This window comes from Salegentibacter flavus (genome assembly GCF_900115145.1).
GTDB classification, from domain to species: domain Bacteria; phylum Bacteroidota; class Bacteroidia; order Flavobacteriales; family Flavobacteriaceae; genus Salegentibacter; species Salegentibacter flavus.
On record NZ_FOVL01000016.1, the window covers coordinates 21141 to 47951 of the forward strand.

A 26811-nucleotide genomic window follows, 5' to 3' on the forward strand; every position below is an offset into this window, starting at 1 on the left:
CCTAACTCTATCTAAACCAACTTTGAATTATGAAAAGATCAGATCTTATCATACCCATTTCTATTGTAGTTCATTTAATAATTATTAGTGGAACATTAATTTATTTTAATCCAATCAATTATTTCGGATGGAAATCACTACTGTCAATTAATACCTTCTGGCTTTTGATTTGTTTTTTTATGGATTTTTATCCTACCGGCAGAAAGGAAAATTTTTTTTCAAAATTGCACCGCTTTATTCAGGTGTTTCTATTATTTAGTTTAGGATACTTTACAGTTTTAGCCTTTAAAAGGTATGATTTTTCAATAAAACATCAATTTTTTGTACTAAGTATTCTGTCCACTTTTCTTTTAATTTACCGTGCGGTTTTCTTTTATTTCCGCCAAAAATATAGGATTCTGGGAGGTAACTCTGCCACCGCAATTATTGTAGGCAGGGATCGCGGTTATGAAAAATTAATGGAGATATTCAGGGAACCTGAATTAGGATATAGATATCAAGGATATTTTGATAATTTAATTTCATCCGGAATGGACTATAAAGGTCCAATTAAACATGTTTTTGAATTTATTGCCAGGCATAATATAGATGAAATTTATTGTCACGCTTCCAGGCTAACTAAAAAGGAATTATATGAAATAATAGAATTTTCAGACAATAACTTAAAAAAAATTAAAATCATTCCCGATAATAAGGAGGTCTTTACCCGCGCCATGGTGCTGGAGATGTACGATCAAATACCCATATTGCATCTTCGCAAATCACCTTTAGAAAATACTTATTCTTATTACGGGAAGCGTTTTTTTGATATTATATTTTCAGGCCTTGTAATCATTGGTCTTCTTTCCTGGTTAGTCCCTTTGATGTATCTATTAATTAAAATAGAATCTCCAGGTCCCTTATTCTTTAAGCAAAAACGCCATGGTTTGAATAAAAAGGTCTTCTACTGCTATAAATTTCGATCTATGGCCGTTAATAGAGACTCAAATTTAAAGATGGCTACAAAAAATGATATGAGAATAACAAAAATAGGCAAGTTTATTCGTAAGACCAGTATAGATGAACTGCCACAGTTTTTAAATGTTTTCATGGGGCAAATGAGTGTAGTAGGTCCAAGACCCCATATGGAAAATCATACTTTTAAATATGAAACTTCGGTAAATAAGTATCTGGTTCGACATCATGCGAAACCCGGTATTACCGGTCTGGCACAGGTTAGAGGTTATAGGGGAGAAATTGTTAAAGAGAGTGATATAATAAATAGAACGAGATTAGATATCTTTTATTTAGAAAAATGGTCACCTGTTTTGGATGCAAAGATTATATATTCTACCATGAGCAATGCACTAAGAGGAGATGAAAAAGCTTATTAATATGAAGAAACATCACCTAATATATATCTTGTTTTTTACTTTTAGTTTTCAAGTTAATGCGCAATGGACTTTCAGTGGTAATCTTGAAACCAAAGGAATTGTTACTAGTGATGAGGAATCCCCCTTTTGGTTGTATACTAATCAAAAAGGTAGGCTGGATAAGGGAACAAATTTCTTAGGGTTGTTTGGATCCACCGCAGATTATTCCTGGAAAAAGCAAAATAACATAAGCTTTGGGGGCAGTATTGCTTATAGTGACAGGAATAGTGATGAATTTTTTATAGATGAGGCCTACGCATTATTTCAACATAATTGGTTGGAAATTTTGGTTGGTAAAAAACATAACCAGGTTTTATATGATGGAATGAGTGTTTCTAATGAAAATATTTTATGGTCCCTAAATGCACCTGCTTTACCCGGGATTCGTATCAAAACTTTAAAGCCAATTTTTTTTAATGAAAATGAAATATTTGGTTTTGAAGCACTATGGAGTGATTATTTGCTAGAAAAAGACCGCTTTGTAAGTAAAGCAAGATTACATCGTAAAAGCTTACATTTTATTTATAAACCAAACCAAACCTGGAGACTTAAATTTGGTATTCAACATTTTGCACAATGGGGAGGTAACTCTCCTGTTCATGGAGAACAACCAACGGGTTTTAAAGATTATATAAGAATTATTAGTGGTAGAGGAGGAGGAGAAAATGCAAGCCTGGGGGAGCAAATAAATTCTTTAGGTAATCATTTAGGGAGCTATGAATTGTATATTGATAAAAAGTTTAAAAATTTTAAGGTGCAATTCATCTATAATTCAATATTTGAAGATGGCTCCGGAAGTCGCCTGGCTAATTTCCCTGATGGGAGGTATGGGGTTTTTCTGGATTTTGATAATAAAGGTTGGATAAATTCATTTTTATATGAATTCTATTACTCCAAAAATCAGAGTCAAACCCGGCCACATCTTTGGGATGATTATTTCAATAATTACATATATGCATCAGGGTATACTTATAAGAATCAGGTCATAGGCTTGCCATTTTTCACTACCAATTATTATGAAAACTACCCTAGAAACAGTAATACCACTCGAATAGGTAATAATTTAATTACAGCACATCATTTTGGAATTTCAGGTTTTGTTTTTAAGCAAAGACCATATAAATTTCTTTTAAGTTTTAGAAACAATCATGGACATAATGTGAATACGGGAGTGGCAGATTATGAATATTTTTCATCAAATGATCCCCGAGGTGAAATTAAGTTATCGAGAAATGTTATTTCAACCTATTTTGAAATTAATTTAATAGATAGCTTTTTAAAACTAGACGCTTTTATTGGGGCTGATTATTCAAAAAGTGATAAGAACCTTGGTGGAGGTGTCAATCTTAAGAAAGATATATTTTAGGGCTATATGTTTATAACCTGCTGTGGGTTTATGATTCCTTTCGACCCAACTCAGCAGGTACTTCAAGATGACAAGCATATATCACATGTCACCCTAAACTCGATTCAGGGTCTCATATGAGTAAGTCCGAAACTTTGACAAACAATACCAGGATGAGATTCCGGATCAAGTCCGGAATGACTAAAAGAAGAAGACTACCAACTAGGATACTACCGACCAAAGTCTATCGACTATTTTAAGAGATTATTAACAAGAATCTATATATTCGCAGAAATTTTAAAAGAATGAAATTCCCCAAATCATTTAGAATACCGGCCTTCGGGCTTTTTGCTTTAATAATGGCTACATCCTGTGTTTCGAGGCAGGAGGTGGTTTACTTCCAGGGACTGGATGAAGCGCAGGCCAGGATGGATAATGAGCAGCAGAAAAATTTACGCATAAAACCCAACGACCAGCTTACCATAAGTGTTTCAGCACCCGAGCAGGTAGCGGCTTTGCCATTTAATCTACCGGTGATAGGGGTGGATCCGGGTGGTTCAGACTTAGGATTATCTGCAACAGGTAGGCAGCAATTGCAAACTTTTCAGGTAGAAAAAAATGGAACCATTGATTTTCCCGTATTAGGCAAAGTAGAAGCAGCAGGATATTCCCAGGAACAACTGGCCGCGAAGCTGAAGGAGCAGATAAAGGTATATGTACAGGATCCTATTGTGAATGTGCGGGTGGTGAATTTCCATATCAGCGTGCTGGGAGAGGTGACCCGTCCCGGGACCTTTGAGGTGCAGGATGATTATTTTTCGTTGCCACAAGCCCTGGGGATGGCCGGAGATATGAGTATCTATGGTCGGCGGGATAATGTGCTGGTTGTTCGCGAGGAAGGCGGGACCAAAACCCACGCCTACTTAGATCTTGGTGATGCTGATGTGATCAACTCGCCTTATTATTATTTGCAGCAAAACGATGTGATATATGTGGAGCCGAACAAGGCGCAGCGCCAAAGTGCCAGTTATAACCGTAACGCAGGTATATATATATCCATCGCCTCAGTTTTAGTTTCAGTAGCCGTACTCTTAACAAGATAAATTTAAAATGTCTCAACAACAACAACCTACTTATAATCGCCCCCAGGAAGAAGAGATCAATTTAAGGGAAGAACTGGACAAGTACCTTCGGTACTGGCCCTGGTTCGTAATAGGAGTGGTCTTGGCCGTACTCCTCGCTTTTATTTATTTAAATTATACCACTCCCGAGTACAACACTACTGCCAGCATCATCATCAAGGATGAAGAAGGAAGTGCTCCTTCAGAATTGGCGGCATTTGCTGATCTAGGCATGCTCAGTGGCATGGGAGCCAGCAGCATAGAGAATGAGATTGGGATACTGCAGTCTAAACGTCTTATGACCAATGTGGTGAAGGCTTTGAATCTGAATGTGACTTATTTCGAAGAAACCCCGGTAAAGGCGGTGGAGTTATATGAAAGGAGTCCGTTGCAGTTGCAGGTACTAAAGATGGATGAAAGAATACTGAATCGAACTATTGAAGAGGAAACCGGAAATAGCTACCGTATTAAGCTTTCGGAAAACGGGAAACTACAGGTCACCAATACTGAAACTGAAAAGACACAAACCACAGAGATTGGAAAACCTTTCAGTCTTGACTTCGCTGAAGTGGTTGTTGTGGAAAATAAGGATATAGATCCTTTGGACCTGGCAGAAACCGAAACGATACTTGTAAAGTTCAGTCCGGTGGAAAGCGTGGTGCAAAAATACCGGGAGGATGTACAGGTGAATTTAACCGACAAGAATTCGAGTCTGCTGGAGCTTAGTCTGCAGGACCCGGTAAAAAGCAAGGCCCAGAATATTTTAGACCAACTGGTGCTGGAATACAACCGGGAAGCCATAGAAGACAAGAACCTGGTAGCGCGAAACACCGCTTCTTTTATCGATGAGCGGCTTGCCATTATCAACGAGGAACTGGACTCTGTGGAAGTCGGCAAGGAAGATTTCAAGGAGAGCAACCAGCTTACCGATATCCAGGCGGAATCGGAGATGTTCATTGAGAATGCCAGCGAATATAAAAAACGCAATCAGGAGGTAGGTACCCAACTGGAGCTTGCCAACGCCATGATCGACTTTTTAAAGGCCTCCAGTGAGAGCGACCTGCTGCCTGCCAATCTCGGGCTGCAAGGTGAAGGCGTGAATCAGCAGATAGAAGAATTTAACAGCCTGGTGCTCGAGCGGAACCGAATTTTAAGCGGTTCTACCGAACGCAACCCGGTGGTGCTTCGTCTCAACTCCCAGATCAACCAGATAAAAGGCAATATCCTGCAAAGTCTGGAGCGGATGCGTTCTAACCTGCAAATTGCGCAATCAGACCTGCAGCGTCAGGGAGCAGCAATAGGCTCCCAGATCGCAGCGATTCCGGCACAGGAAAGACAATACCGGGGCATAGAGCGACAACAAAATATCAAGGAAGCGCTTTATTTGTTTCTTCTGGAGAAACGCGAGGAAAATTCCCTGAGCCTGGCGGTAACTGCCCCCAAGGCCAAGATCGTAGACCGGGCTTACAGCGGAGATGAACCGGTATCGCCAAAATCGAAGATCGTGCTGCTGGCAGCATTGATCCTGGGCTTACTGATTCCGTTCCTGTTTATTTATCTAAGGGACCTGCTAAACAATAAGATCAAAAGCAGGGAAGACATCGAGAAAGCAACCAGAGAGATTCCAATCGTTGGAGAGATCCCAAAAATCACCAAAAAGGAAAGCGACCTGATCCAGGTAAATGATCGTTCTGTTTTGTCTGAAGCTTTCAGGATCATGGTGACTAATCTGCAGTATCTCCTGGTGAACTCAGATAAACAGGAAAGAGGAATAAAATTATTTGTTACCTCTACGGTAAAAGGGGAAGGGAAAACCTTTATTGCCTTCAACCTGGGGATCACCTTTGCCAATATGAAGAAAAAAGTTGTAATTGTTGGTGCCGACCTAAGAAACCCACAGCTCCAACGCTACGAAACCGATGCCCGTAAATATAAGGGGGTAAGTGACTATCTCTACGATCCCCAGGTAAATACTAATGATATCATCACCCCATCTAACGCCCATTCTAATATGGATATCATAGCTTCGGGGAGCATTCCACCCAATCCTTCAGAATTACTTAGAGGTGATAGAATGGCGAAATTATTAAGTGAGCTGGAGGAAATCTATGATTACATTATTGTGGACACCGCGCCTTCAATGTTGGTAGCTGATACCTTCCTTATAAATAAATATGCTGATCTCACGCTTTATGTAACCCGTGCCGGTTATACTGAAAAGAAACTTCTTGGTTTCGCAGTAGATGCCAAAAACGACGGTAAATTGCACGACGTGAGTTTTGTACTTAATGATGTGGAAATGGCCAATTTCGGTTATGGAAATAAGTATGGCTATGCGTATGGGGAGGAGAAGAAATCTTTCTTTAAACGACTAAAAGATAAAGCCGCAATATTTTAGCGGTTCTCGGTTACCAGTTGTGAGTTATCAGTTATCAGTTGTGCGTTTGCCCGGAATCTCTTCTTGATTCATCCGAGGCGTTGACTTCGGGTTTTTTTTATGAAGCGCTAGCGGAATAAAAAAAGTATCGAGAAGTCTTAGGAGTTCATGCTTCTATGCTGTTCTCGAAACACTTTTACTGCGCTCTCGCTCTGCAAAAGCACCCACCTGTTGGTCGGCAGGCTCGAACTCAACGGATGGGAATGAGACATGGAGAAGAGGAGAAGCGGAGAAAAGGAGGGAACCAGGGGAAATCGAATTAACGACTCTCGAGTTAACGAATTAACCAATCCCCGATTAACCAGTTAACTCCATCACTTTGTTACGAAATAATATCTGTATGAGATCCCGGATCAAGTCCGGGATGACGGATTAATCCTTTCTCGCAGAGATTTCAACAAGCAAAATAATCTCGAATTAACGAATTAACGATTCCCGCCCTTCGATACACCATCTCCTCTCGTCGATGGCACTCAGGATGACTGCAGAAACTAATTAACTACTTCACTTCGTCACATCGTCACTCCAAGACTCCATCACAGCATCCAAACCAATTACCAATTAACCATTCAACTCCATCCCACCGTCATTCCATTACTTCGAATATGAGCTCGAACCTGACGTAAGAGAAAGAAGAAAAAAGGATAAAAGGTGATCAGAAGAAAGGGAGAGAAGAAGGATGCCGAATTAACGGCTCTCGAATTAACGAATTAACCAATCCCCGATTAACCAATCAACTCCATCACTCCATGCCAGTTCGGACAAACTCCTTCGGCGTATGAGAAAGGAGAGGAGGAGAAAAGGAGAAAAGGGGAGAATTAGGGGGAATCGAATTAACGGCTCTCGAGTTAACGAATTAACGAATCCTGAATTAACACTTCACGATTCCCAAATTAACCAATCCCCGATTAACCAATTAACTCCATCACTCCGTCACAACTTCACCTTCAATCCAAAAACCCTTTTACTTTTAAGCAGCGGCGGACAAGCCGGGAATTCAGAATGGGAACACCAAACAACAAACTCGAAACAATAAACATTTTTAAAGAACCTCCCTGGTATTCACAACTACCGTAAATCCCATTCCGGGGAGGATGAGGCGCATTTGTTTTTTGCCGACTTCCCGCACTATGGCTTCCCGGCCTTCAAGGGAGCCTTTGCTGATCACGAGCTTGTCTCCGGGGGAGATCTCGTTTATTTCGATTTGATCCACCTCGTCGTTGTTTAGCCATTTCTCAATGGTTTCTATCTCGTGGTTACGGACTACCGCCGGCTTTCCGAGCCAATGCATATAGTGCACGACTCCGGGGACATCAAAAACCCGGTTTCGTTCCTTTTCCGGCAGTTTTACAAAGACATAGGACTTGAACAGGGGAGTGCTCACCTTTTTCTTGCGGTCGCTCCATTTGCGAACTTCGGTGATTATCGGGCAATAGACCTGGATCCCTGTTTTTTCAAGTCGTTGCGCGACCTTTTGTTCCGATCTCGGTTTAGTGTATAAGACGTACCACAACATATTATCTTTATTTTGCGCTCTCTTAAAGGAAAACGCCGTTATGCCGGAGACTATAAGTCACCGATGCGAACCCGATCTAATCAGAAACGGGAAATAAAGACCTTCTTGTAGGGTGTCTCAGATATGAGGAGAAAAAGGTCAGTTAGTTAGAATTAGTTGAGCAAAATTACGAACATTTCATAATAATTAAGCTTTTTTCAAGGGTTTTTTGGTGGGAGAATCCGGAGGCTTTTCTATTTTGTTCGTTGTTTGGAGTTTAAATGTTGTAGAGTCCTGAATAGGCTTGGTAAGCTTTAGTGGAGAGTGGTTTTTTCTTTCGGTCAGTAAGCTTTTCCCGCCTCCCTTTGGGCTTGGGGTAGGGCGGAAAAAGATAAAAAGATTTTCAACTTTTAATAGGTAAAAGCGGGAAAGCTTATAAGACCCTATATACGTCCTTTAGGCCGTTTCAGAGCGACGGCGGACTGATAACGAAGGAATCATTTAAAAGACCTCTATAACCCCTGGGTTTCACTTGTATAGATATATATTAAAATTATATTTCAATTTAGTTTATACGGATATTTTTATTATTTTTACACGTATAATTAATTTGTTATGGATACGAAACTGACATTAAAGCTTAATCAGGAAATAATCGAACGGGCAAAAAAATATGCGTCTGATAAAAAAGTGAGTTTATCCAGAATTGTAGAAGCTTATTTGCAATCTCTTACCACTGAAGAAGAAGATACAGATTTTGAAATTTCTCCATTTGTTAAAAGTTTAGCTACCGGTGCAAAAATTCCAGCCGACTTGGATTATAAAAAAGAATATTCAGAACAATTGTTGGAGAAGTATAAATAGATGAAAAAAAGATTATTTCTGGATACATACGTAATCCTTGATTTACTTGGGGAGCGGGAACGGTATTATGAGCCAATGGCTAAACTGGCAACGCTTGCTGATAAAGGTGTACTAGTTTTAGTGGTTTCACCAATATCTTTCGCTACTTTAAATTACTTTCTTGCAAAATATGAATCTGCAAAAATCGCTCAGGAAAAATTGAGGAAATTTAAGATCATATGTGAGATTTGTAAACTCGATGAACATATAATTGAGAAAGGATTAAATTCATCTTTTAAAGACTTTGAAGACTCACTTCAATACTTTAGTGCTGTCGATTCAGATTGCGAAATAATAATTACCAGAAACGGAAAAGATTTTAAAAAATCTCTATTGCCGGTTATGACTGCAGATGAATATCTGAAGAGTATAAAAACAAAATAATTACGCCCTAATATTCCATTCTTCTGAGAATAGATTTAAGATTGAATTAATAGTGAAGGCCGCCTCCCTTTAGACCTGTCCTGAGCGCGAAGCAGCCGAAGGAACTTGTCTCGATTTCATATCGGGAGCCTGTCCCAAATTTAGTTTGGGAGCTGGGGTTAAGCGGGAAAAGATTTGAAAGATGTAGAACTTGAAAAATCCTTTTACCCCACCTCTTGATTGAGTAAGAGACATGAAGAAGAGGAGAACAGGGGAGAACCATGGGAAATCGAATTAACGTCTCTCGAGTTAACGAATTATCGAATCCCGGATACACGAATCCCGAATCCCGAATTCACGAACTAACGAATCCCGAACTAACGAATCACGAACTAACGAATTAACCAATCCCTAATTAACCATTAAACTCCATCACCCCGTCACAAGATCACAGCCTCACAAAATCTTAGAACAAGGAACTATCAAAAAAATTCCATAACCCATAAAAAACTCCTAATTTAGGCCTCTAAATAAAATATTTCATGCTTGCAAAACTAGAGGAGGCTTATCATTTTATCTTTGAAAAAGCCCTAATTAAAGAAATATCAGAGGTAGGGATCCTCAAACACGTGGAACCGGGGGAGAAGATTATCGAGATAGGCGATTATGTGAAGATGATGCCGCTGCTTTTGGAAGGTGCTGTCAAGATCATGCGCGATGATAAGGATGGAGACGAACTGCTGCTGTATTTTCTGGAGCGGGGAGATACCTGCGCGATGACCCTTTCCTGCTGTATGGGACAAACCCGCAGCGAAATCCGTGCAGTAGCCGAACGCGATACCACGATTATCATGATTCCTATCGAAAAGATGGAAGAGTGGACTTCAAAGTATAAGAGTTGGCGCAATTATGTCTTTGAAAGCTATCATGCCCGACTTACCGAAATGCTGGATACCATAGATACCATCGCCTTCATGAATATGGACGAAAGGCTTATGAGATACCTAAAGGATAAGGCTAAGATCAATCAGCATGAGATCGTAAACAATACTCACCAGCAAATAGCCTACGATCTTCATACCTCGAGGGTAGTGATTTCTCGTTTGCTGAAAAAACTGGAGCTGGAAGGTAAAATAAAACTCCAACGCAATAGCATTGAGGTACTTCAACTTTAATTTTTAACTAAAAAAGTATTATCTTTTCATAAGTTTTTCCGAAAGGATTTGCTAATATTTTCTTGTGTAACCCTTGTTACTGTAACCGGGCACTCAAGACAGTACTTTTGCAGCGGTAAAAACTAAACTAAACTTATGGAAATTCTTGAAATTCTTGGTTACGTTGGGGCGTTAACCATTGGAGTTGTTTTAGGCTTAATTGGTGGAGGAGGATCGATCTTAACCGTACCGGTACTGGTGTACCTTATGGCGATAAACCCTGTTACCGCTACCGCGTATTCGCTTTTTGTTGTTGGATCGTCTTCCCTGGTGGGGGCGATAAAAAATATGAAAACGGGGCTGGTAGACTTAAGAACTGCAACAGTATTTGCCATTCCTGCATTTATCGCGGTGTACATAACCCGAATGTATATAGTGCCGGCAATCCCCGAGCATTTATTCAATGTTGCAGATTTTGAGATCACTAAGAATATAGGGATCATGCTTTTCTTCGCGATCATTATGATCCTGGCCTCTATCTCGATGATACGGGGGAAGAAATCCTTGAAACCTGAACCTACTGAGGTTGCTTATAATTATCCTCTTATCATCGTTGAAGGGGTAGTGGTAGGAGTGCTTACCGGGATCGTTGGAGCCGGAGGAGGTTTTCTTATCATTCCTGCGCTGGTATTACTGGCGAAACTGCCGATGAAAAAAGCGGTTGCGACCTCTTTACTTATCATCGCGGTTAAATCGCTTATCGGCTTTATAGGAGATGTGCAAAACCTGGAGATAGACTGGATATTCCTTCTTGTCTTCACTTCGCTTTCTATAGCCGGTATTTTCCTTGGCGTATACCTGAATAAATTTATTGATGGGAATAAACTGAAAAAAGCTTTTGGTTGGTTCGTTTTAATTATGGGGATTTATATCGTTTGGGCTGAATTGGCTTAGGTTAGTTAATTCGGTTCTCGGTTGCGAATTCTCAATATTAGGCAGTGCCCTTCTTAGCCAAGGCTAAGGAGGGTTTGTTGTTCTAAGTTTTCCCGTTCTCAGTTGTGAGTTGTGGATTCCCGGCCTGTGGAGTTCTGAATCCGATTGACCGGAGTGGATCTTCTTCCTAATAATAAGCTTTTCCCACCTCCCTTTAGAATTTGTCCCGATTTTAGTTCGGGAGCCTATTCCAAATTTACTTTGGGAGTTAAGGCTTAAGCGGGAAAAGATTTTAAAGATGTAGAATTCGAAATCTTCATTTTACCCCTAACCTTAAAGAATTAATTTGTTACCGTAACTTAAATTCATTCAACTAAACATGGGTTTCAGGAGGATCCCGATGTAAAATCGGGATTAGTTCAACCAGCAGAATTGTGTGCAGGCTGTGCCTTTCTCAATTCCGGGTTTCACTAAAGGGAGCGGAATGAAAATATAAGTTTGAATTTAGTGTTCAAATTATGAGCGTTGACTTCGAGTTTTTTTATGAAGCGGTAGCGGAATAAAAAAGTATCGAGAAGTCTTAGGAGTTCGTGCTTCCAACCTGTTCTCGATACACTTTTACTCCGCTATGGCTCTGCAAAAGCACCCACCTGTTGGTCGGCAAGCTCGAACTCAACGGATGGGAATGAGACATGGAGAAGCGGAAAAGAGGGGAAATCGAATTAACGGCTCTCGAGTTAACGAATTATCGAATCCCGAATCCCGAATCCCGAATTCACGAACTAACGAATCACGAATTAACGAATTAACCAATCCCTAATTAACCAATCCCGCTTCCCCATCACTTCGTCACAAGGTCACAATCTCAAACCTGATCAATATCAGTTACTCTTAAATTTCCTGTTAAGTGTAACCAGCGTTACAAGGATTTAGCTTAACTTTAACTAAATTAGTGCAAAATTATATACAATGAATTCCAAACATCAGATACTTGTTATAGGCGCCGGTACCGGCGGCCTAATGATGGCTTCACGCCTTAAAAAAGAACATAAAGATTTTGATATTGCGATCATCGATCCTGCCAAAACCCATTATTATCAGCCTGCCTGGACGCTGGTAGGAGCAGGGACTTACGATTTCGAGGATACAGCCAAACCTATGGCCGATCTTATTCCCAAAGGAGTAAAATGGTACCAGGATAAGGTGACCGCTATGGATCCCGATAGTAATTCGGTTTCTACTGAAAAATCGGGGGAGATCAAATACGATTACCTTGTGGTGTCACCCGGACTTACTTACGATATGAGCCTTGTGCCGGGACTTAGCGAAGCAATAGATAAAGGTAATGTTTGTTCTAATTATACCGACCCTAAACATACCCTGGAGGTACTTAAGAACTTCAAAGGAGGAACCGCTTTATTTACGCAGCCTACCACGCCTATTAAATGTGGGGGAGCGCCGCAGAAGATCATGTACCTCGCCGAAGCTTACTTTAAAAAACACGGGTTGAAAGATAAGACCAATGTGGTTTTTGCTACCAACGGAACCGTGATCTTTGCCGTGCCTGAGATCAAGGAAACCCTGATGAAGATCGTAGATCGAAAGAATATCAACCTGAAATTCTACCATGCTCTTAAGCGAATTGATGCTGAAAAGCAGATCGCCTGGTATGAACTTGCGCCTGAAGCCTACGAGCATAATCCTGCCAAGCTGGAAATCGAGAAGGAAGGAAATATGGTAGGTATCCATTATGATATGCTTCACCTGGCTCCACCATCGGTGGCCCCTGAATTTGTGAGGAAATCGAAACTGGCCAATGCCGAAGGCTGGCTGGATGTAGATCATCATTCCCTGCAGCACAACAAATACCCCAATGTATTTGGATTGGGAGATGTTGCTGCCCTGCCAACCGCGAAAACCGGTGCGGCCATCAGAAAACAGGTTCCCGTAGTGCTTGATAACATTGAAAAACTGATGAAGAATCAAGCGGCCGATAATAAGAAATACAATGGTTATTCTTCTTGTCCGCTGGTTACTGAATACGGAAAGATGGTGTTGGCAGAATTTGATTATGATAATAAATTTACCCCCGATCCCGAATTAAAGAAAATGCTGATTTTCGATTCTTCGAAAGAACACTGGCGTTTATGGATTTTGAAAAAATACGGCCTTCCATACCTTTACTGGAATAAAATGCTAAAAGGGCAGGACGTATAAAAAGCTCCGGTAATTTGAATCTTAAAGCGAAGGATATTGCTTATGTGGGTTTGCAGTTGACGCTGTTTTTAAGTTTTTTATTAGATATTTCCCTCCTAAGCTTCAGATTACCGGTATGGATTGATTATTTATTACTACCCCTCATCTTAATTGGTGGAGGGGTAGTTTTATTAGCGCTTCTTCAGCTGAAAACCAATCTTTCTATATTCCCAAGTCCTTTAAGAGGCTCAAATCTTATCACCCACGGACTCTTTAAATATGTCAGGCATCCCATCTATTCTGGGATTCTGCTTTCCGCTTTTGCCTTAGCGCTTTACCTGGGTTCCGGCTATAAACTGCTTATCGCTTTTCTGTTGCTCATTTTGTTCTATTTTAAAAGCAGTTATGAAGAAAAGCTACTCCTTCAGAAATTCCCGGAGTATAAGGAATATATGAAACGCAGTGGGAGATTTTTGCCAGGGATCTAAGAAAGGTTCCCGGTTTCCGGTTTTTGGCTTGCCCGATGGAGCATTGGTAAAAATGGGTTGGTAGTTTATTGTTTGGGTATGTTGTTCCGGGTTTGAAGTTTCAGGTTAAATGTTTCCCGTTCAAGGTTTAACGTCAGTTATTTGCGTGAAAAATCCTCTTAACGAGTCCCGAAATCTTCCTTTTACCCCAGCTCCCGAAGCCAGTTCGGGACAGGCTCTAAAGGGAGCAGAAAATTCAGAAGTAAACAAATCAAAGATTACAATTAGACCTAACCAGTCGGATTTTAGATCCTTACTAATTGATGTTGGAGTTTGGCCTGAGTGATTTCGACGAAAGGAGAAATTGTACCGAAGGCTCATTCCGGGCCTGACCCGGAATCTCATTTTCAGAATTCTATTCTTCAAACATTTCCTTGTAGGACCAAACCCAATTAACCAATCTCGAATTAACGAACCAACGAATCCCGAATTAACGAATTAATCAATCCCCAATTAACCATTAGAATTACTTCCAATATTATGAGCAGAGCGAGATATTTTTCCTAAATTTAAGTTTGTAAAGCCGCGCCTTATTAAGGCTGGGGCTTGAAAAATATATACTTGATGGAGAATCTGGATTATGCAAGGCTGCAAATGGCCTTCACCCTTGGCTTTCATATAATTTTCGCCTGTATAGGGATGGTGATGCCCTTTTTCATGGTGGTTTCGCACCACAAATGGTTAAAGACCCGTAACCCGATTTACCTTAGACTCACCAAGGCCTGGTTAAAAGGGGTGGCTATATTTTTTGCCACCGGTGCGGTTTCCGGTACGGCATTATCTTTTGAACTCGGAATGCTCTGGCCGGAATTCATGAAACACGCTGGACCGATTTTCGGGATGCCGTTCTCTCTGGAAGGCGCTGCTTTTTTTGTAGAGGCCATCGCCCTTGGCTTTTATCTTTACGGCTGGAAGAATTTACCTGAAAAATTTCACTGGTTTACCGGTATTATCGTGGGGGTGGCCGGAGTGGCCTCGGGGATCCTGGTGGTCTCGGCCAACGGCTGGATGAACGCCCCTTCCGGATTTGATTATATCAATGGTGAATTTCTCAATATCGATCCGGTGCAGGCGCTGCTCAATCCCGCCTGGTTTACGCAGGCCCTGCATATGACTCTGGCTGCTTTCGTAGCTACCGGGTTTGCTGTGGCTGGAGTACACGCCTTGCAGATCTTCCGCGGGAAAAATGTCGAACTGCATACTAAAGCCTTTAAAATAGCCATTGTCTTCGGGGCAGTGGCTGCATTTCTACAACCCCTGAGTGGTGACCTTTCTGCTAAGGATGTGGCTGAACGCCAGCCGGTAAAACTCGCCGCTATGGAAGCACATTATGAGACGCAAAATGGCGCCCCGCTTTATATCGGCGGGATTGTAGATGAGGAAAACAGGGAGGTCAATTTTAAGATCGAGATCCCGGGAGCTTTGTCCTTTCTCGCTTTCGGAGATTTTGATGCAGAAGTAAAAGGCCTGAACGATTTTCCCGATGACGAACTGCCGCCGGTACCCATTGTGCATTATGCCTTTCAGCTTATGGTTGGTCTGGGCACTTTACTGATGCTTGCCGGGTTGGTCTATTTTATTAGTCTGAAGAAAAAACACTGGCTGAAAAGTCGGAAGTACTGGTTGCTTTTTATCATCACGGCTCCGTTGGGATTTATCGCCCTGGAAGCCGGTTGGGTAGTGACCGAAGTGGGGCGACAGCCCTGGATCATTCATCAGGTGATGCGTACCGAAGATGCTGTAACCCCAATGCCGGGAATGAAATACAGCTTCTTCTTTTACCTGCTTTTATATATTATCCTGGGTATTACCGTAACCTGGCTGATGAACCGGCAGTTGAAAGCTTTGAATAAAGAAGAATAATTATGTTGTATATAGTGCTTTTTTTCCTGATGTTTTCCCTCCTGCTATACGTGCTGCTTGGCGGCGCCGATTTCGGGGCGGGGATCGTGGAATTATTTTCTTCCCGGGAGAACAGAAAAATTACCCGAGATACGATTTACCGGGTGATGGGTCCAGTTTGGGAAGCCAATCATATCTGGCTTATCATCCTGCTGGTGATCCTGTGGGTGGGATTTCCGGGATATTTCAATGTGATGATGATCTACCTCCATATCCCGCTGGTACTGGTACTGCTGGGAATTACCATCAGGGGTGTAGCTTTCGTCTTCAGGCATTATGATGCGGTGTTAGACAGCTCGCAGATCTGGTATAACCGGCTTTTCCGGATTGGAAGTATAATCACCCCGGTATTCCTGGGAATGTCTTTTGCCTCACTAATCAGTGGAAAAATAATAATCACTAATGATTATACCAATTACGGTTTTTACGACCTGTTTATGGAACCCTGGCTGCATCTTTTCGGCTTGCTGATAGGATTGTTTTATGCAGCCCTTTGCGCTTTTCTCGCTTCCAATTACCTGATAGCCGAGACCGAAGGCGATGCCAGGAAACTCTACAGGAAGAAATCGGCTATGTACACTGTGGTGCTGGTAATTCTGGGATTTATTCTGCTTGTTTACGGCTATTTTGCAGGCTTTAAGTTCATCGAGGATTTCATTCATAATCCTGTTTCTTTGATTAGTGTAGGAATTTCAGGTTTGTTGTTGATTCCTTTATGGCGTAATATTAAAAGAGGTAACAGGATCTGGAGCCGGTACCTGGCAGGGCTGCAGGTAGTATTGGTTATGTTTGCAGCTATTATGGCTCATTTTCCCTATATTATAATCACTGCGGAAGAGGAGCTGAGCCTGCTGGAGAACCTCGCACCTGAAGCTACTATAGATAACCTTGCGATAATGTTACTGATAGGTGGATTTGTAATCCTGCCAGGATTATTTCATCTGATGAAAAGTTTTAATATGATAAAGATCCTGGATAAGTCTAAACCTAAGGAGATGTAACAGGAATTATGGAATAGAAAAGAATAAAAAATTATGAATGCAGTCTTAAAAACACATTGGGAGAAAGTATACGAAAGCAAGAAATATGAAGAAGCCACCTGGTACCAGGAAAAGCCGGAGACCTCTCTGGAAATGATTGCAGCCCTGGATCTGCCCGAAACCGCCGGGATAATAGATATTGGTGGGGGCGATTCTAATCTGGTAGATCACCTTCTTGAAGATGGATACCGTGATATTTCGGTCCTGGATATTTCAGAAAAGGCACTGGGTCACGCCCGGGATCGACTGGGCGAGAAGGCAGAGCAGGTGAGCTGGATCGCTGCCGATGCGGCCTCCTTTGAACCGGAAAAGCAATACTACCTTTGGCACGACCGCGCCGCTTTACATTTTTTAACCGAAGATGAACAGGTGGAAGGATATATCAACAACCTTGAGCGCTCAGTAAAGCGTGGGGGCTTTGTGGTGCTCGCCACTTTTTCTGAGAATGGCCCCACAAAATGCAGTGGCAGGGAGATCAGGCAGTATTCAAAAGAACAGCTGAGCGATCTTCTGAAAGAAAAATTTGAAACCCTGGAATGCAGAAATGTAGATCATATCACCCCTTCGGGAGGGAAACAGAACTTTACTTTTTGCAGTTTCAGAAAAAAATAGAGGATTATGAAAGATTTTTGGAATGAACGTTATGCGGAAAAGGAGTATGTCTACGGAAAAACACCAAACAGGTATTTTCAGGAGAAGTTGGATGAATTAAGGCCCGGCAGAATTCTTTTGCCGGCTGAAGGGGAAGGAAGAAATGCGGTGTATGCCGCCAGGATGGATTGGGAGGTTTCGGCTTTCGATATTAGCGAGGAAGGGAAAAATAAGGCCATAAAACTTGCCCGGGAATATAATGTGGAGCTTGACTATCAGGTAGGGAAGCTGGAGGTTTTGGATTATAAAAAAGAAGAATTTGATGCCATTGCGCTCATCTTCGCGCATTTTCCGAAAGAGGTCAGGGAGAATTACTTTCAGCAATTCGATAAATACCTGCGTCCCGGGGGAGTGGTGATCTTTGAAGGCTTCAGCAAGGAACAAATAGAATATCAGAAGCAGAACCCGCAATCGGGCGGGCCAAAAGATGCTGAGCTGCTCTACACCAAGGAGGAGCTGGAGGCTGACTTTAGAGGTTATAAATTCGAGGAATTTGAAGAGCTGGAGGTCGAACTGGAAGAAGGGGAGTACCACAAAGGCAAAGCCGCGGTGATAAGATTTCTAGCTCGCAAAGCATAAAAAATTGCGGTTTAATGCGTAACTTAGATAAGGATTAACAACTAAAATTAATTAAATATGAAAAATGCAATATTAAAAAGCATGTTTGCCGGCTTGATCTTTATGTTTTTTGCCTGCGGGGAAACCAATACCGTGGAGTCCGGAACCTATCAGGGAACCGTAGATGAGGTAGAACCCGATAAAACAGAGATCTATGTTAAAACCGACGACAACAAAACTCTCGAGCTTTATTTCACTGATGAGACCGTGCTAAGCAGAGGCGGGAATGAGGTGGAATTTTCCGAACTTCAGAAAGGACAGAAGGTAGAGGTGGAAGTTGAAAAGGTAGGAAAGAGATTAGATCCACTTACAGTAAAAATTCTGGAATAATTTATGACTGAGATCCCGGAATTCTGGCGGACGGAGGTGTTTCATCCTCTGTCCGTACATTTCCCAGTAGCTTTACTTCTGGTAGCTACTTTATTTAAAATTGTTTCGCTGTGGAGCAGGAACAAAGTCTGGCCGCAGGCCGGAAGTATTCTTCTTGGACTGGGTATAATTGGTGCCTGGATAGCTATCTATACCGGGGACCAGGCCGATGGAATTGTTTCCCGCAAACTCTGTGATCCTACTGTTTTAAAGGATCATGAAAACATGGCCTATATTACGGCCTGGATCTTCACCGCGGCACTCGTCCTGGACCTGGCGCTAACTTATGGGATCCTCAAATTCAAAAGAAATATCCTTAAATTCTTCCTGGTATTGATGATGCTAACCGGATCAGTGTACCTGGGCCTTGTTGGGCATTTAGGTGCCGAGCTGGTTTATCAGCAGGCTGCAGGAGTTTATACGCCTTCTGAAGAATGTTTGGAGTATAACTAGTATAACTAGTATCACGACCAAGCCTATCCTGAGCGGCAGCCGAAGGGCTCGATGGGAGATCAGAAAATAGGATAATAAAAAAGGGCTGTCGCAAGACAGCCCTTTAAGTTTTTATAATTCAATAATTCCTAGTGGAACTCATAGTCTGTTCCGGGAACGGTTGAGAAGGAGTTAGGGCCTAAATGTTCACAGTAAGCTCTTTTCTCCAGCCTTGGCGATACAGGCGAGTTTTCCTTAAGATACTCCTCAACCACATCGTGAATGTAGTAATCCTTGACCTCTACATCCTTCACATTTGGCATACGACAAAGGTTGTCCAATGGATCTCCGGGACGTACACAGGCAGAGATGGTGTAATATTCATCATCTTTCATCTCTTCTCCTTTTACTTTAACCGATTTTATGCGTTCTCCTTTTTCTCCCTGGCTGTTGAAATCAACTTCCATTCCTGAGAACCGCACCAACCAGCCTCCAAAACGTTCGGTGGCAACCTCGGCGAAGGCATTATGCATTTCCTTTTCCAACCAGTCTTTTATCTGTTTTCCTGTTGCTTTTCCGGTTTTCACCTTTTCGTTTACTGGTAGCAGGTTCCATAGATTAGCACGGGTAATTGGTGCCGGTTTTCCATCTTCGGGTACAATAGGATTTCCGAAGCGGAAACCATTGGAAATAGAGATGTCGGCGCCGGTTTTCCAGCGGGCGGCATCGGTGATCATATTATCCATTGGGTTTTCTACGGTAAGATACCTGTAAATAGGCGTTTCGGTATAGCCAACCACGGTTTCCAGATGCTCTTCGTAGGGCTCTTTAGCTTTGTCTACTAATTCAGCTATTTGGGGGTCTGCCGGGTATTTTTCAGGATCTACATCCATAAGTTCATAATCTTCCTTCACGATCTTTCCGTCTACAAAATACAGATCCATTTTCCCAACGAAGGAACCAAAGGCTCCAGGTTCGGTCACCCTGGCATATTTCCCCTGAATGGGCTCACGTACACGTTCGTGGGTGTCGTTACCAAGAATATAATCCACACCTTCTATAATTGGATTGCTGGCCAGCTCCACCTGCTTGAAGATCCCGAAATGGGTTACCAGGAACAGCGCGTCAACGCCTTCTTCCTTTTTCACTTTTTGAATGAGGTCTTTTACGCTGTCATCAATTCCGCTGAAACCTATGCCTTCACTAAAGATAGGATTTTGGCGTACAGGTACATCAGGGTCGTTGATCCCGATAAATCCGAGTTTTACCCCGTCTATTTCCTTGATCCAGTATGGTGGAAAGAGCTCTTTTTTCTCCTCATCATCATGGAACATATTCTGAGCGATGATAGGTGTTTCAAAACCTTGCATAACATCCATCATCACGTCTTTTCCATATACCACTTCCCAGTTTCCCGGAACGATGAGGTCATAATCCATATTTTTTATGATATCGGGAAAGATAGCTCCTTCTGAAAGGGCCGCATATCCGCTTCCCTGGATAAGATCTCCACCATCCAGAATTACAGTATTGCCTGGATTTTTGGCTTTTTCTTCCTTAAAAAGTGTCTGGATATGGGCCAGACCACCGCGATCTCTAAAGATGATGCTATCGTCTTCCCAGAATAATTCAGGATGTGGATCCAGCTGCCCGTGGATATCGGCGGTTTGCAAGATGGTGATCTTTGTCGTATCCGCGGCTTTTTCGTCATCTTTATCGCCGTTAGAACCGGAAATACTATTGCAGGAAGTAAATACTCCCATGCTAATTATTGCCAGTCCCAAAAGCATTGTCTTTAATTTATATGTCATTGTTTAGTTTTTAGTGATTGATACTTATTGATTAGAGTCCGAGGCTATAGAAGCCTTTTTTCTGAAGTTGCAGGTTGTGGAGAATTCCATTCTCTACTGTAGTCATATCCTTAGGAATCTCATTGCGGTCTACCTCGAATTTATTCAGGGAAAAGCCACAGGCAACCAATTCTACTCCTAATTTATTGGCTTGCTCTACGTAAGGAGCCATTTTTGATTTATTGGTTAGCTGAGAAATATCCTTTCCGCAAACGATTATCTGGAACTCTCCAAAGTGGTCGCCATCTTCTTCAGCAAGGGCTTCGGCGGTGAGAAGGATAGGTTTTAATTGGTCCACTTTCTTGGTAAGCACCACATAGTCCTTATTATGATCGTGGTTTGGTTGTTCCTGTGCAGATACCTGCGTGCTGAATAATACCAGGAACATTGCGAAACTGCTTAATAAAATAGTCTTCATTTTGTTTTTGAATTTAATACGCTATTGCGTGTGGTTATTATAATTTTTCGGTTTTACTGAAATCGTTAAATATAAAAAATATGAGTCCGCCCATAATTGCGATATTCTTAAAGAGCGGTCCCAGGGTGTTGATCTGTCCTACCTGTACAGTAAGCGTGATCGGCAATAAAACCAGGGCGAGTATAATTGCGGCATACCGGGTTTTAAAACCGATTAGCAGCGCAAATCCGGCAATTAACATGGTTACTCCTGAAAGGATTACCAGGAGCTCAGGATTTCCGAAAAAATAGGCTATCCCTTTGAAACTGGCCTGATCCATTCTGTTTACTGTTTTTTCAATGTTCAGGAGGTGATTAAAACTTGCTACCAGAAAGATTCCGCTAAGCATTACCCTGAATATCTGAACCGATCTTTGGTTCACTAATATTTTAGTTGTCATTCTGTATTAAAGTTATGAAAGTAATTTATTATAGAGTCTTTAGAATCAATATTCTGCAGACTTTTATAGCTATTAACCAATCAAAACTTTTGGAGGGGGATAAAATTTATCGTGATATGCTGAAATCACCGCGGGGTTTCGGTAATCATAATATTGAAAATTTGGCTCGGCTTGAGCTGCGGGCCAATTCAGGCTGGAAAAATTAAAAGGAGAATTACAGATCGCATCAGCGTTAATGACCAACGCATTCGCTGCTTGTTCAAAATCGGCCGATTTGTTTTCTTCCGAAGAATTCAAGAGGTTGTTTTCACAATAGGAATTCACCCAGGCGATATTTTCGGTTTCCAATATGCTTCCCAGGAATTTGGAGTCAAGCATAAAGAATTTCCCCAGAAATACCAGGGTAAAGAAAATAGCTATGTAAGAATTAATTTTCATCGATCAACTGCCAAATATAAACTATGAGGTCGAGACATAATGTGACTAATGTTACATAGTCCTGTAACCCTTGTTACTGATTTCGGTTTTTATTTTTGCTTTTTTCGCAAGCCTATTTCAGAAAAACTTTATAGGATATGAATTATTTAAAATGGCCATTGGCCCTGTTTTTATTATTGCTGAATTTATCGGTTTATTCCCAGGAGGAGCATCATGCTGAAACGCAGGAACCCGAGCGGCTTAGAGATCTATTTACGGAGGCCCATCTGCATGGACATCTCAGGAACTATTTTATGAATACTGTGAACCGGGGCGATCTAAAGAACTATTATACGAATGCTACCGGTGGAGCGGTTGGTTTTACTACCGGAAATTATAAAGGTTTTGAAGCCGGGGTGAAAGGAATCTTTACTTATAAAACATTCGGGAATGACCTGGGAATGGAAGATCCTATTGCGGGTAAAAATGCCAGGTACGAATATGAACTTTATGATGTGCTCAATAAAGGAAATTTTAAGGATCTGGACCGGCTTGAGGAATTGTTCATCCGTTACAGGTTTGGAAATTCTTATCTCACCTACGGAAAAATAGAAACGGAGTACACTCCCTTGCTAAATCACAGCGATGGCCGGATGAAACCTTTTGCACATCGCGGAGCCTGGGCACACCTTAATTTTGGGAAGCCGCATCAGTTCAATCTGGGATGGCTAAACGGAATGTCTCCCCGGGCCACCACCGAGTGGTTTGACTTTGAGGAAGGAATAGGTCTTTTTTACAACGGCTTTCAACCCGACGGACAGGAAGCTCACTACCACGAGCATTATGCGTCTTCCGGAATGGGGATATTCAATTACAGATACCGAAGAAATAACTTTACATTCAAAGTTTACGATTATTACCTTGATAAGGTGATGAATACCTTATGGACCCAGGTAAACTATGAGTTTAAAGATTTTAACCTGGGAGTTCAGTATGTATACCAATCGCCGTTTTCTTATAATGAAGACCTGGCCTATGAAAATCGATATGTACAACCCGGTGAGAACGGGCAGGTGCTCAGTTCCCAACTTAGCTGGCAGGAATCCCGCTTAAGGCTCGCCATGGCTTATACCCATGCTTTTGATTCCGGGAGGTTTTTATTTCCGAAGGAACTGGGGAGAGATCATTTCTTTACTTCCATTTCACGCTCCCGCCTGGAAGGAATGGGCGATGTGGATATTGTTGCTCTAAAAGGAGAATATTCCTTTTTAAAGCCCAATCTTCACCTTGGTGTTGAAATGCAACAGATAAAGGGGGCAGAGCCTGGTGATTATAGGTACAATAAATACAATGTAGATGAATCTTTTCAGTTGAATACCCACCTGCGCTATAATGTGGAAGGATTCCTTGATGGGCTAAGCTTCGATCTTTTATGGGTGTACCGGGAAAACCAGAATCATAATGATGCAGAAAGTATCTTTAATAAAAGTAACTTCAACCAGATCAATTTCGTTACGAATTTCTATTTTTAGGCAGAAGAATTTGAAATAGCCGCCACCACGGCTATTTATCTTTTCTAGTGGTTTTTGGAGTAGTGAAAGCGATCTCCAACTATCATGCTGATAGTGATACTAAGGCTTATTATTGTCGGGATAATATTAAGAATGGATACAGAGATAAGGTTGCAATTAAGATCCCTGGTTGGTTCAATGGTTAAAATGAGGTTAATTTTAATGGGAGAATTATCCCGGAGCTCGGGAACATTAAATTATTTCGTAACTTACAGTAGGTCAGTTATTGTAACAAAAGTTACTGCTTAAGCCTTATGATTTGTATATTTTTGCATTTGTAATTTTAAAAATCTGGTTGGAGAAGTACCTATACATTATACAGAATTCCTTTACAGGATATTTTAATTACCTGGTAGAGGAAATAAGCAACCCTGGCTGGACCAATTATTTTTACTGGCTTCTGCTGTTGTCCCTGTTGGTTTGGGTGCTGGAAATTTTTATTCCCTGGAGGAAGAGCCAAAAGGTTTTTCGGAAAGGATTCTGGCTGGATACGTTCTATATAATATTTAATTTTTTCCTGTTTTCCCTGGTGGGGTATAACGCGATCTCGAATGTAGCGGTGGAATTGTTCAATGATTTCCTGGCCCTCTTCGGAATAAGCAATGTTGTGGCCATCGAGGTGCAGAATTTTCCCGTTTGGGCGCAGTTGTTAATCATGTTCATCGTAGCCGATTTTATTCAGTGGAATGTACACAGGCAATTGCATAAGCGCTCCTGGTTATGGGAATTTCATAAGATTCATCACAGTGTAAAGGAGATGGGTTTTGCGGCACAGTTCAGGTTTCATTTTATGGAGACCATCGTTTATAAAACCGTACAGTACATCCCGTTGGCGATGATAGGTTTTGGAATACAGGAATTCTTTGTGGTTCATATGTTCGCTGTTTTGGTAGGACATTTAAATCACGCGAATGTGGGCTGGAGCTATGGGTTTTTAGGTTATATTTTTAACAATCCTAAAATGCATATCTGGCATCATTCAAAAGAACTCCCCGAGGCACATCCCTACGGAATGAATTTCGGGCTTAGCCTGAGCCTTTGGGATTATTTGTTTGGCACGGCCTATATTCCGAAGGAAGGAAGAGATATAGAACTTGGTTTTGAAGGAGACGATGATTTCCCTGAAGATTTCAAAAATCAGATGCTCTTTCCATTTAAGAAAAATAAACAATCACTAAATAATAATTAAACAAAAATTAAGATGAAGATAAAACAGTTTAAAGACGAGCCTTTAGCGCATTATTCTTATGCTCTGGTAAGTAATGGGGAGATGGCCCTGGTAGACCCAAGCCGTAACCCAATGCCTTACTATAAGTATGCTGAAGAAAACAATGCAAAGATCGTAGCGGTTTTTGAAACTCACCCTCATGCCGATTTTGTGAGCAGTCACCTACAGATTCACAAAGAAACCGGAGCAACTATTTACATTAGCGAAATGGTAGGGGTAAGTTATCCGCATACTGGTTTTGACGAGGGGCAGAGCGTAAAAATTGGAGGTGCGACGGTAAAACCATTGCATACTCCCGGTCACTCTCCAGACAGTTTGACCTTTATCGCAGAAGAAAACGGAGAAACTGCAATGTTTAGCGGGGATACCCTTTTTATCGGGAACGTAGGTCGTCCTGACCTTCGTGAGAAAGCAGGTAATATGAAAGCCAAGCGAGTAGAACTTGCTAAGGCTATGTATAAAACCATGCAAAGCAAGTTCAATGATCTTCCGGATGATACTATAGTATATCCTGCTCACGGTGCCGGTTCACTTTGTGGTAAGAACATGAGTGATGCTTCTTCAAGTACTTTAGGAAACGAGCGTCAGGGGAACTGGGCTTTTCGCGACCAGACAGAGGAAGAATTCGTAGAAGAGATCCTGAAAGATCAACCGTTCATCCCAGCTTACTTCGGATTTAACGTAGATGTTAACCGAAAAGGAGCGATGAACGTCCAAAAAGCGAAATATAGTGTACCGGTAAAACTATTGGTTGAAAGCCTTGAGGATGACGCCGTAGTGGTAGATAGCCGTGGCCGTGAAACCTATAGAGAAGGTCACCTTCCCAATAGTATCAACATTATGGGAGTAACAGAAGAGGATAAGCTGGAAACCTGGTTAGGTGCCATTATCGCTCCTGAAGAACCATTCTATATGGTGGTGAAGAGTGTGGATGATATGGAAGACACTCTTGAAAGAATCGCGAAGATCGGTTATGAACAGCAAATGAAAGGTATTGTAACCCTTTCAGAGAAAGTTTCGCTTTCTACTGAAGCCTTCGATCACGAAGATTTCAAAAAGAACAGAGATAAATATACTGTTGTAGATGCACGTAACGAAGCTGAAGTTGAAACCGATGGTAAATTCATAGAAGGTTCTTTGAACATTCCTTTGAATGAACTAAGAAACAGAGCCGATGAAGTACCAACCGGAAAGCCTGTTGTAGTACACTGTGCTGGTGGTTTTAGATCTGCAGCCGGTAGCAGTATCCTTGAAACTAAACTTAAAGATACTAAAGTTTACGATTTCAGTGAAGATATCGAAGAATACAAAGCAGAAACTGCCGAGTAATTCCGATTAGATAATCTATAAAAAAAGTGGCTGTCCTGAAAAGGCAGCCACTTTTGCTTTTTATTATTTTTCAGTTAATCATCTTCTTCATGAACCTGGCCGTTACTGTCGAATTCCAGTTCAGTGCCATTGGCTAATTTAACTTCGTAGCCATCCTCTTCCTTTTTATATTTTAACACCTTCACATCTTTGTGATTGGTGTTGAGATAATTCGCGATGTTTTCAGGGAGGGCCTCCGGCCAGAAACCTTTTTTGCTCTTAATGCTGGTAGGGTGACCTTCAACATCGAATTCGATCTCGCTTCCGTCAGACATTTTTACCTCGTAGGCATCTTCCTGGTCATCAAGATCTACATGCATATCCATAATGCTTTCATTGGAAAAATGTTCTGAAAGCCATACGGAAATTTCTGCAGAGACCTGTTCTTCTGTTTGGGCTAACCCAATATTCATAGCAAATATGGAGAGTAGCCCAGTTAAAATTAATTTTTTCATCATTTACCGGTTTTTAGGTTCATTCTAAGTTAAGATGAATAGAGAAGCCATACTTTAATATTATGTGAATTCACGCTTTCTTAACAGTTGGATGGAAGTACAATCTTCTGGTACCGCTATTCTTTAAAAGCTGTATAGTTTTTCTATATTTACATCAGCAGCTTCAA

At 41.5% G+C, this 26811-nt stretch carries 25 protein-coding genes; 19 read left to right on the top strand and 6 right to left on the bottom strand.

Translation table 11 applies throughout. The annotated features are described in order from the left end of the window. Positions 1–29 precede the first annotated feature (29 nt). The 4 genes from BM266_RS12315 (at position 30) to BM266_RS12330 (ending at position 6276) form a co-directional block, all read left to right on the top strand. Positions 30–1373 carry an exopolysaccharide biosynthesis polyprenyl glycosylphosphotransferase gene (locus tag BM266_RS12315; protein ID WP_093410177.1) on the top strand — a complete coding sequence of 448 codons (1344 nt, stop codon included), beginning with the start codon at positions 30–32 and terminating at the stop codon, positions 1371–1373. A gap of 1 nt (position 1374) precedes the next feature. Then, positions 1375–2778: a capsule assembly Wzi family protein gene (locus BM266_RS12320; protein ID WP_175494804.1), complete on the top strand. Its 1404-nt coding sequence runs from the start codon at positions 1375–1377 to the stop codon at positions 2776–2778. Positions 2779–3062: 284 nt separating this feature from the next. After that, a complete protein-coding gene (locus BM266_RS12325; RefSeq protein ID WP_093410182.1) occupies positions 3063–3860 on the top strand; it encodes a polysaccharide biosynthesis/export family protein in 798 nt (265 codons plus the stop codon). A 7-nt stretch (positions 3861–3867) separates the two neighbouring features. Next, a complete protein-coding gene (locus BM266_RS12330) occupies positions 3868–6276 on the top strand; it encodes a GumC family protein (protein WP_093410185.1) in 2409 nt (802 codons plus the stop codon). A 1081-nt stretch (positions 6277–7357) separates the two neighbouring features. Here BM266_RS12330 and BM266_RS12335 read toward each other — a convergent pair. Next, positions 7358–7831 (bottom strand): UpxY family transcription antiterminator, encoded by a 474-nt coding sequence (locus BM266_RS12335; protein ID WP_093410187.1) that lies wholly within the window; start codon positions 7829–7831, stop codon positions 7358–7360. Positions 7832–8425: 594 nt separating this feature from the next. Here BM266_RS12335 and BM266_RS12340 point away from each other — a divergent pair. The 12 genes from BM266_RS12340 (at position 8426) to BM266_RS12400 (ending at position 18919) form a co-directional block, all read left to right on the top strand. After that, entirely contained in the window at positions 8426–8674 is a 249-nt protein-coding gene (locus BM266_RS12340) for a DUF6364 family protein (protein ID WP_093410190.1), read from the top strand. After that, complete coding sequence (locus BM266_RS12345) at positions 8675–9097, top strand: type II toxin-antitoxin system VapC family toxin (protein WP_093410192.1); 423 nt, start codon at positions 8675–8677, stop codon at positions 9095–9097. 521 nt (positions 9098–9618) lie between these two features. After that, on the top strand, positions 9619–10251 hold the full coding sequence (locus tag BM266_RS12350; protein WP_093410195.1) for a Crp/Fnr family transcriptional regulator: 633 nt from the start codon (positions 9619–9621) through the stop codon (positions 10249–10251). A 135-nt stretch (positions 10252–10386) separates the two neighbouring features. Then, the gene (locus BM266_RS12355) at positions 10387–11184 is read left to right on the top strand and encodes a sulfite exporter TauE/SafE family protein (RefSeq protein ID WP_093410197.1); all 798 of its coding nucleotides are present in this window, start codon (positions 10387–10389) and stop codon (positions 11182–11184) included. 948 nt (positions 11185–12132) lie between these two features. Next, on the top strand, positions 12133–13380 hold the full coding sequence (locus BM266_RS12360) for an NAD(P)/FAD-dependent oxidoreductase (RefSeq protein ID WP_093410200.1): 1248 nt from the start codon (positions 12133–12135) through the stop codon (positions 13378–13380). Between the two features lie 14 nt (positions 13381–13394). Further along, a complete protein-coding gene (locus BM266_RS12365) occupies positions 13395–13847 on the top strand; it encodes a methyltransferase family protein (protein WP_093410203.1) in 453 nt (150 codons plus the stop codon). Between the two features lie 603 nt (positions 13848–14450). Then, positions 14451–15749, top strand: a complete 1299-nt coding sequence (locus tag BM266_RS12375; RefSeq protein ID WP_093410208.1) for a cytochrome ubiquinol oxidase subunit I — start codon at positions 14451–14453, stop codon at positions 15747–15749. Between the two features lie 2 nt (positions 15750–15751). Next, positions 15752–16789, top strand: coding sequence for a cytochrome d ubiquinol oxidase subunit II (locus BM266_RS12380; protein ID WP_093410211.1), 1038 nt, complete (start codon positions 15752–15754; stop codon positions 16787–16789). 33 nt (positions 16790–16822) lie between these two features. Beyond that, positions 16823–17440, top strand: coding sequence for a class I SAM-dependent methyltransferase (locus BM266_RS12385; RefSeq protein WP_093410213.1), 618 nt, complete (start codon positions 16823–16825; stop codon positions 17438–17440). Between the two features lie 6 nt (positions 17441–17446). Next, entirely contained in the window at positions 17447–18058 is a 612-nt protein-coding gene (locus BM266_RS12390; protein WP_093410216.1) for a class I SAM-dependent methyltransferase, read from the top strand. 57 nt (positions 18059–18115) lie between these two features. Further along, positions 18116–18427, top strand: coding sequence for a hypothetical protein (locus BM266_RS12395; protein ID WP_093410218.1), 312 nt, complete (start codon positions 18116–18118; stop codon positions 18425–18427). A 3-nt stretch (positions 18428–18430) separates the two neighbouring features. Beyond that, the gene (locus tag BM266_RS12400) at positions 18431–18919 is read left to right on the top strand and encodes a DUF2231 domain-containing protein (RefSeq protein WP_093410221.1); all 489 of its coding nucleotides are present in this window, start codon (positions 18431–18433) and stop codon (positions 18917–18919) included. 128 nt (positions 18920–19047) lie between these two features. Here the strand turns inward: BM266_RS12400 and BM266_RS12405 are convergent, their stop codons facing one another. From BM266_RS12405 to BM266_RS12420, 4 genes are all read right to left on the bottom strand, one after another. Further along, positions 19048–20709 carry a bifunctional metallophosphatase/5'-nucleotidase gene (locus tag BM266_RS12405; protein ID WP_093410223.1) on the bottom strand — a complete coding sequence of 554 codons (1662 nt, stop codon included), beginning with the start codon at positions 20707–20709 and terminating at the stop codon, positions 19048–19050. A gap of 31 nt (positions 20710–20740) precedes the next feature. Further along, positions 20741–21166, bottom strand: a complete 426-nt coding sequence (locus tag BM266_RS12410; protein WP_093410226.1) for a DsrE family protein — start codon at positions 21164–21166, stop codon at positions 20741–20743. A 37-nt stretch (positions 21167–21203) separates the two neighbouring features. Beyond that, the gene (locus BM266_RS12415; protein WP_093410228.1) at positions 21204–21605 is read right to left on the bottom strand and encodes a DoxX family protein; all 402 of its coding nucleotides are present in this window, start codon (positions 21603–21605) and stop codon (positions 21204–21206) included. Between the two features lie 72 nt (positions 21606–21677). Then, positions 21678–22043, bottom strand: a complete 366-nt coding sequence (locus tag BM266_RS12420) for a hypothetical protein (protein ID WP_093410230.1) — start codon at positions 22041–22043, stop codon at positions 21678–21680. A gap of 137 nt (positions 22044–22180) precedes the next feature. Here BM266_RS12420 and BM266_RS12425 point away from each other — a divergent pair, with 137 nt between their 5' ends. From BM266_RS12425 to BM266_RS12435, 3 genes are all read left to right on the top strand, one after another. Continuing rightward, on the top strand, positions 22181–23554 hold the full coding sequence (locus BM266_RS12425; protein ID WP_093410232.1) for a hypothetical protein: 1374 nt from the start codon (positions 22181–22183) through the stop codon (positions 23552–23554). Between the two features lie 334 nt (positions 23555–23888). Further along, complete coding sequence (locus BM266_RS12430; RefSeq protein ID WP_093410340.1) at positions 23889–24782, top strand: sterol desaturase family protein; 894 nt, start codon at positions 23889–23891, stop codon at positions 24780–24782. Between the two features lie 12 nt (positions 24783–24794). Next, positions 24795–26150 (top strand): rhodanese-like domain-containing protein, encoded by a 1356-nt coding sequence (locus tag BM266_RS12435; RefSeq protein ID WP_093410235.1) that lies wholly within the window; start codon positions 24795–24797, stop codon positions 26148–26150. Between the two features lie 74 nt (positions 26151–26224). Here BM266_RS12435 and BM266_RS12440 read toward each other — a convergent pair whose 3' ends face one another. Continuing rightward, a complete protein-coding gene (locus BM266_RS12440) occupies positions 26225–26647 on the bottom strand; it encodes a PepSY-like domain-containing protein (RefSeq protein ID WP_093410237.1) in 423 nt (140 codons plus the stop codon). Positions 26648–26811: the final 164 nt, after the last annotated feature.

Excerpts from the sequence above, each read along its gene's own strand:
- BM266_RS12420 (WP_093410230.1), bottom strand. The coding sequence starts at position 22,043 with ATGAAAATTAATTCTTACATAGCTATTTTCTTTACCCTGGTATTTCTG.
- BM266_RS12355 (WP_093410197.1), top strand. The coding sequence starts at position 10,387 with ATGGAAATTCTTGAAATTCTTGGTTACGTTGGGGCGTTAACCATTGGA.
- BM266_RS12385 (WP_093410213.1), top strand. The coding sequence starts at position 16,823 with ATGAATGCAGTCTTAAAAACACATTGGGAGAAAGTATACGAAAGCAAG.
- BM266_RS12360 (WP_093410200.1), top strand. The coding sequence starts at position 12,133 with ATGAATTCCAAACATCAGATACTTGTTATAGGCGCCGGTACCGGCGGC.
- BM266_RS12440 (WP_093410237.1), bottom strand. The coding sequence starts at position 26,647 with ATGATGAAAAAATTAATTTTAACTGGGCTACTCTCCATATTTGCTATG.
- BM266_RS12400 (WP_093410221.1), top strand. The coding sequence starts at position 18,431 with ATGACTGAGATCCCGGAATTCTGGCGGACGGAGGTGTTTCATCCTCTG.
- BM266_RS12405 (WP_093410223.1), bottom strand. The coding sequence starts at position 20,709 with ATGACATATAAATTAAAGACAATGCTTTTGGGACTGGCAATAATTAGC.
- BM266_RS12415 (WP_093410228.1), bottom strand. The coding sequence starts at position 21,605 with ATGACAACTAAAATATTAGTGAACCAAAGATCGGTTCAGATATTCAGG.
- BM266_RS12395 (WP_093410218.1), top strand. The coding sequence starts at position 18,116 with ATGAAAAATGCAATATTAAAAAGCATGTTTGCCGGCTTGATCTTTATG.
- BM266_RS12390 (WP_093410216.1), top strand. The coding sequence starts at position 17,447 with ATGAAAGATTTTTGGAATGAACGTTATGCGGAAAAGGAGTATGTCTAC.
- BM266_RS12435 (WP_093410235.1), top strand. The coding sequence starts at position 24,795 with ATGAAGATAAAACAGTTTAAAGACGAGCCTTTAGCGCATTATTCTTAT.
- BM266_RS12350 (WP_093410195.1), top strand. The coding sequence starts at position 9,619 with ATGCTTGCAAAACTAGAGGAGGCTTATCATTTTATCTTTGAAAAAGCC.
- BM266_RS12325 (WP_093410182.1), top strand. The coding sequence starts at position 3,063 with ATGAAATTCCCCAAATCATTTAGAATACCGGCCTTCGGGCTTTTTGCT.
- BM266_RS12315 (WP_093410177.1), top strand. The coding sequence starts at position 30 with ATGAAAAGATCAGATCTTATCATACCCATTTCTATTGTAGTTCATTTA.
- BM266_RS12320 (WP_175494804.1), top strand. The coding sequence starts at position 1,375 with ATGAAGAAACATCACCTAATATATATCTTGTTTTTTACTTTTAGTTTT.
- BM266_RS12425 (WP_093410232.1), top strand. The coding sequence starts at position 22,181 with ATGAATTATTTAAAATGGCCATTGGCCCTGTTTTTATTATTGCTGAAT.
- BM266_RS12335 (WP_093410187.1), bottom strand. The coding sequence starts at position 7,831 with ATGTTGTGGTACGTCTTATACACTAAACCGAGATCGGAACAAAAGGTC.
- BM266_RS12410 (WP_093410226.1), bottom strand. The coding sequence starts at position 21,166 with ATGAAGACTATTTTATTAAGCAGTTTCGCAATGTTCCTGGTATTATTC.
- BM266_RS12345 (WP_093410192.1), top strand. The coding sequence starts at position 8,675 with ATGAAAAAAAGATTATTTCTGGATACATACGTAATCCTTGATTTACTT.
- BM266_RS12340 (WP_093410190.1), top strand. The coding sequence starts at position 8,426 with ATGGATACGAAACTGACATTAAAGCTTAATCAGGAAATAATCGAACGG.
- BM266_RS12380 (WP_093410211.1), top strand. The coding sequence starts at position 15,752 with ATGTTGTATATAGTGCTTTTTTTCCTGATGTTTTCCCTCCTGCTATAC.
- BM266_RS12330 (WP_093410185.1), top strand. The coding sequence starts at position 3,868 with ATGTCTCAACAACAACAACCTACTTATAATCGCCCCCAGGAAGAAGAG.
- BM266_RS12375 (WP_093410208.1), top strand. The coding sequence starts at position 14,451 with ATGGAGAATCTGGATTATGCAAGGCTGCAAATGGCCTTCACCCTTGGC.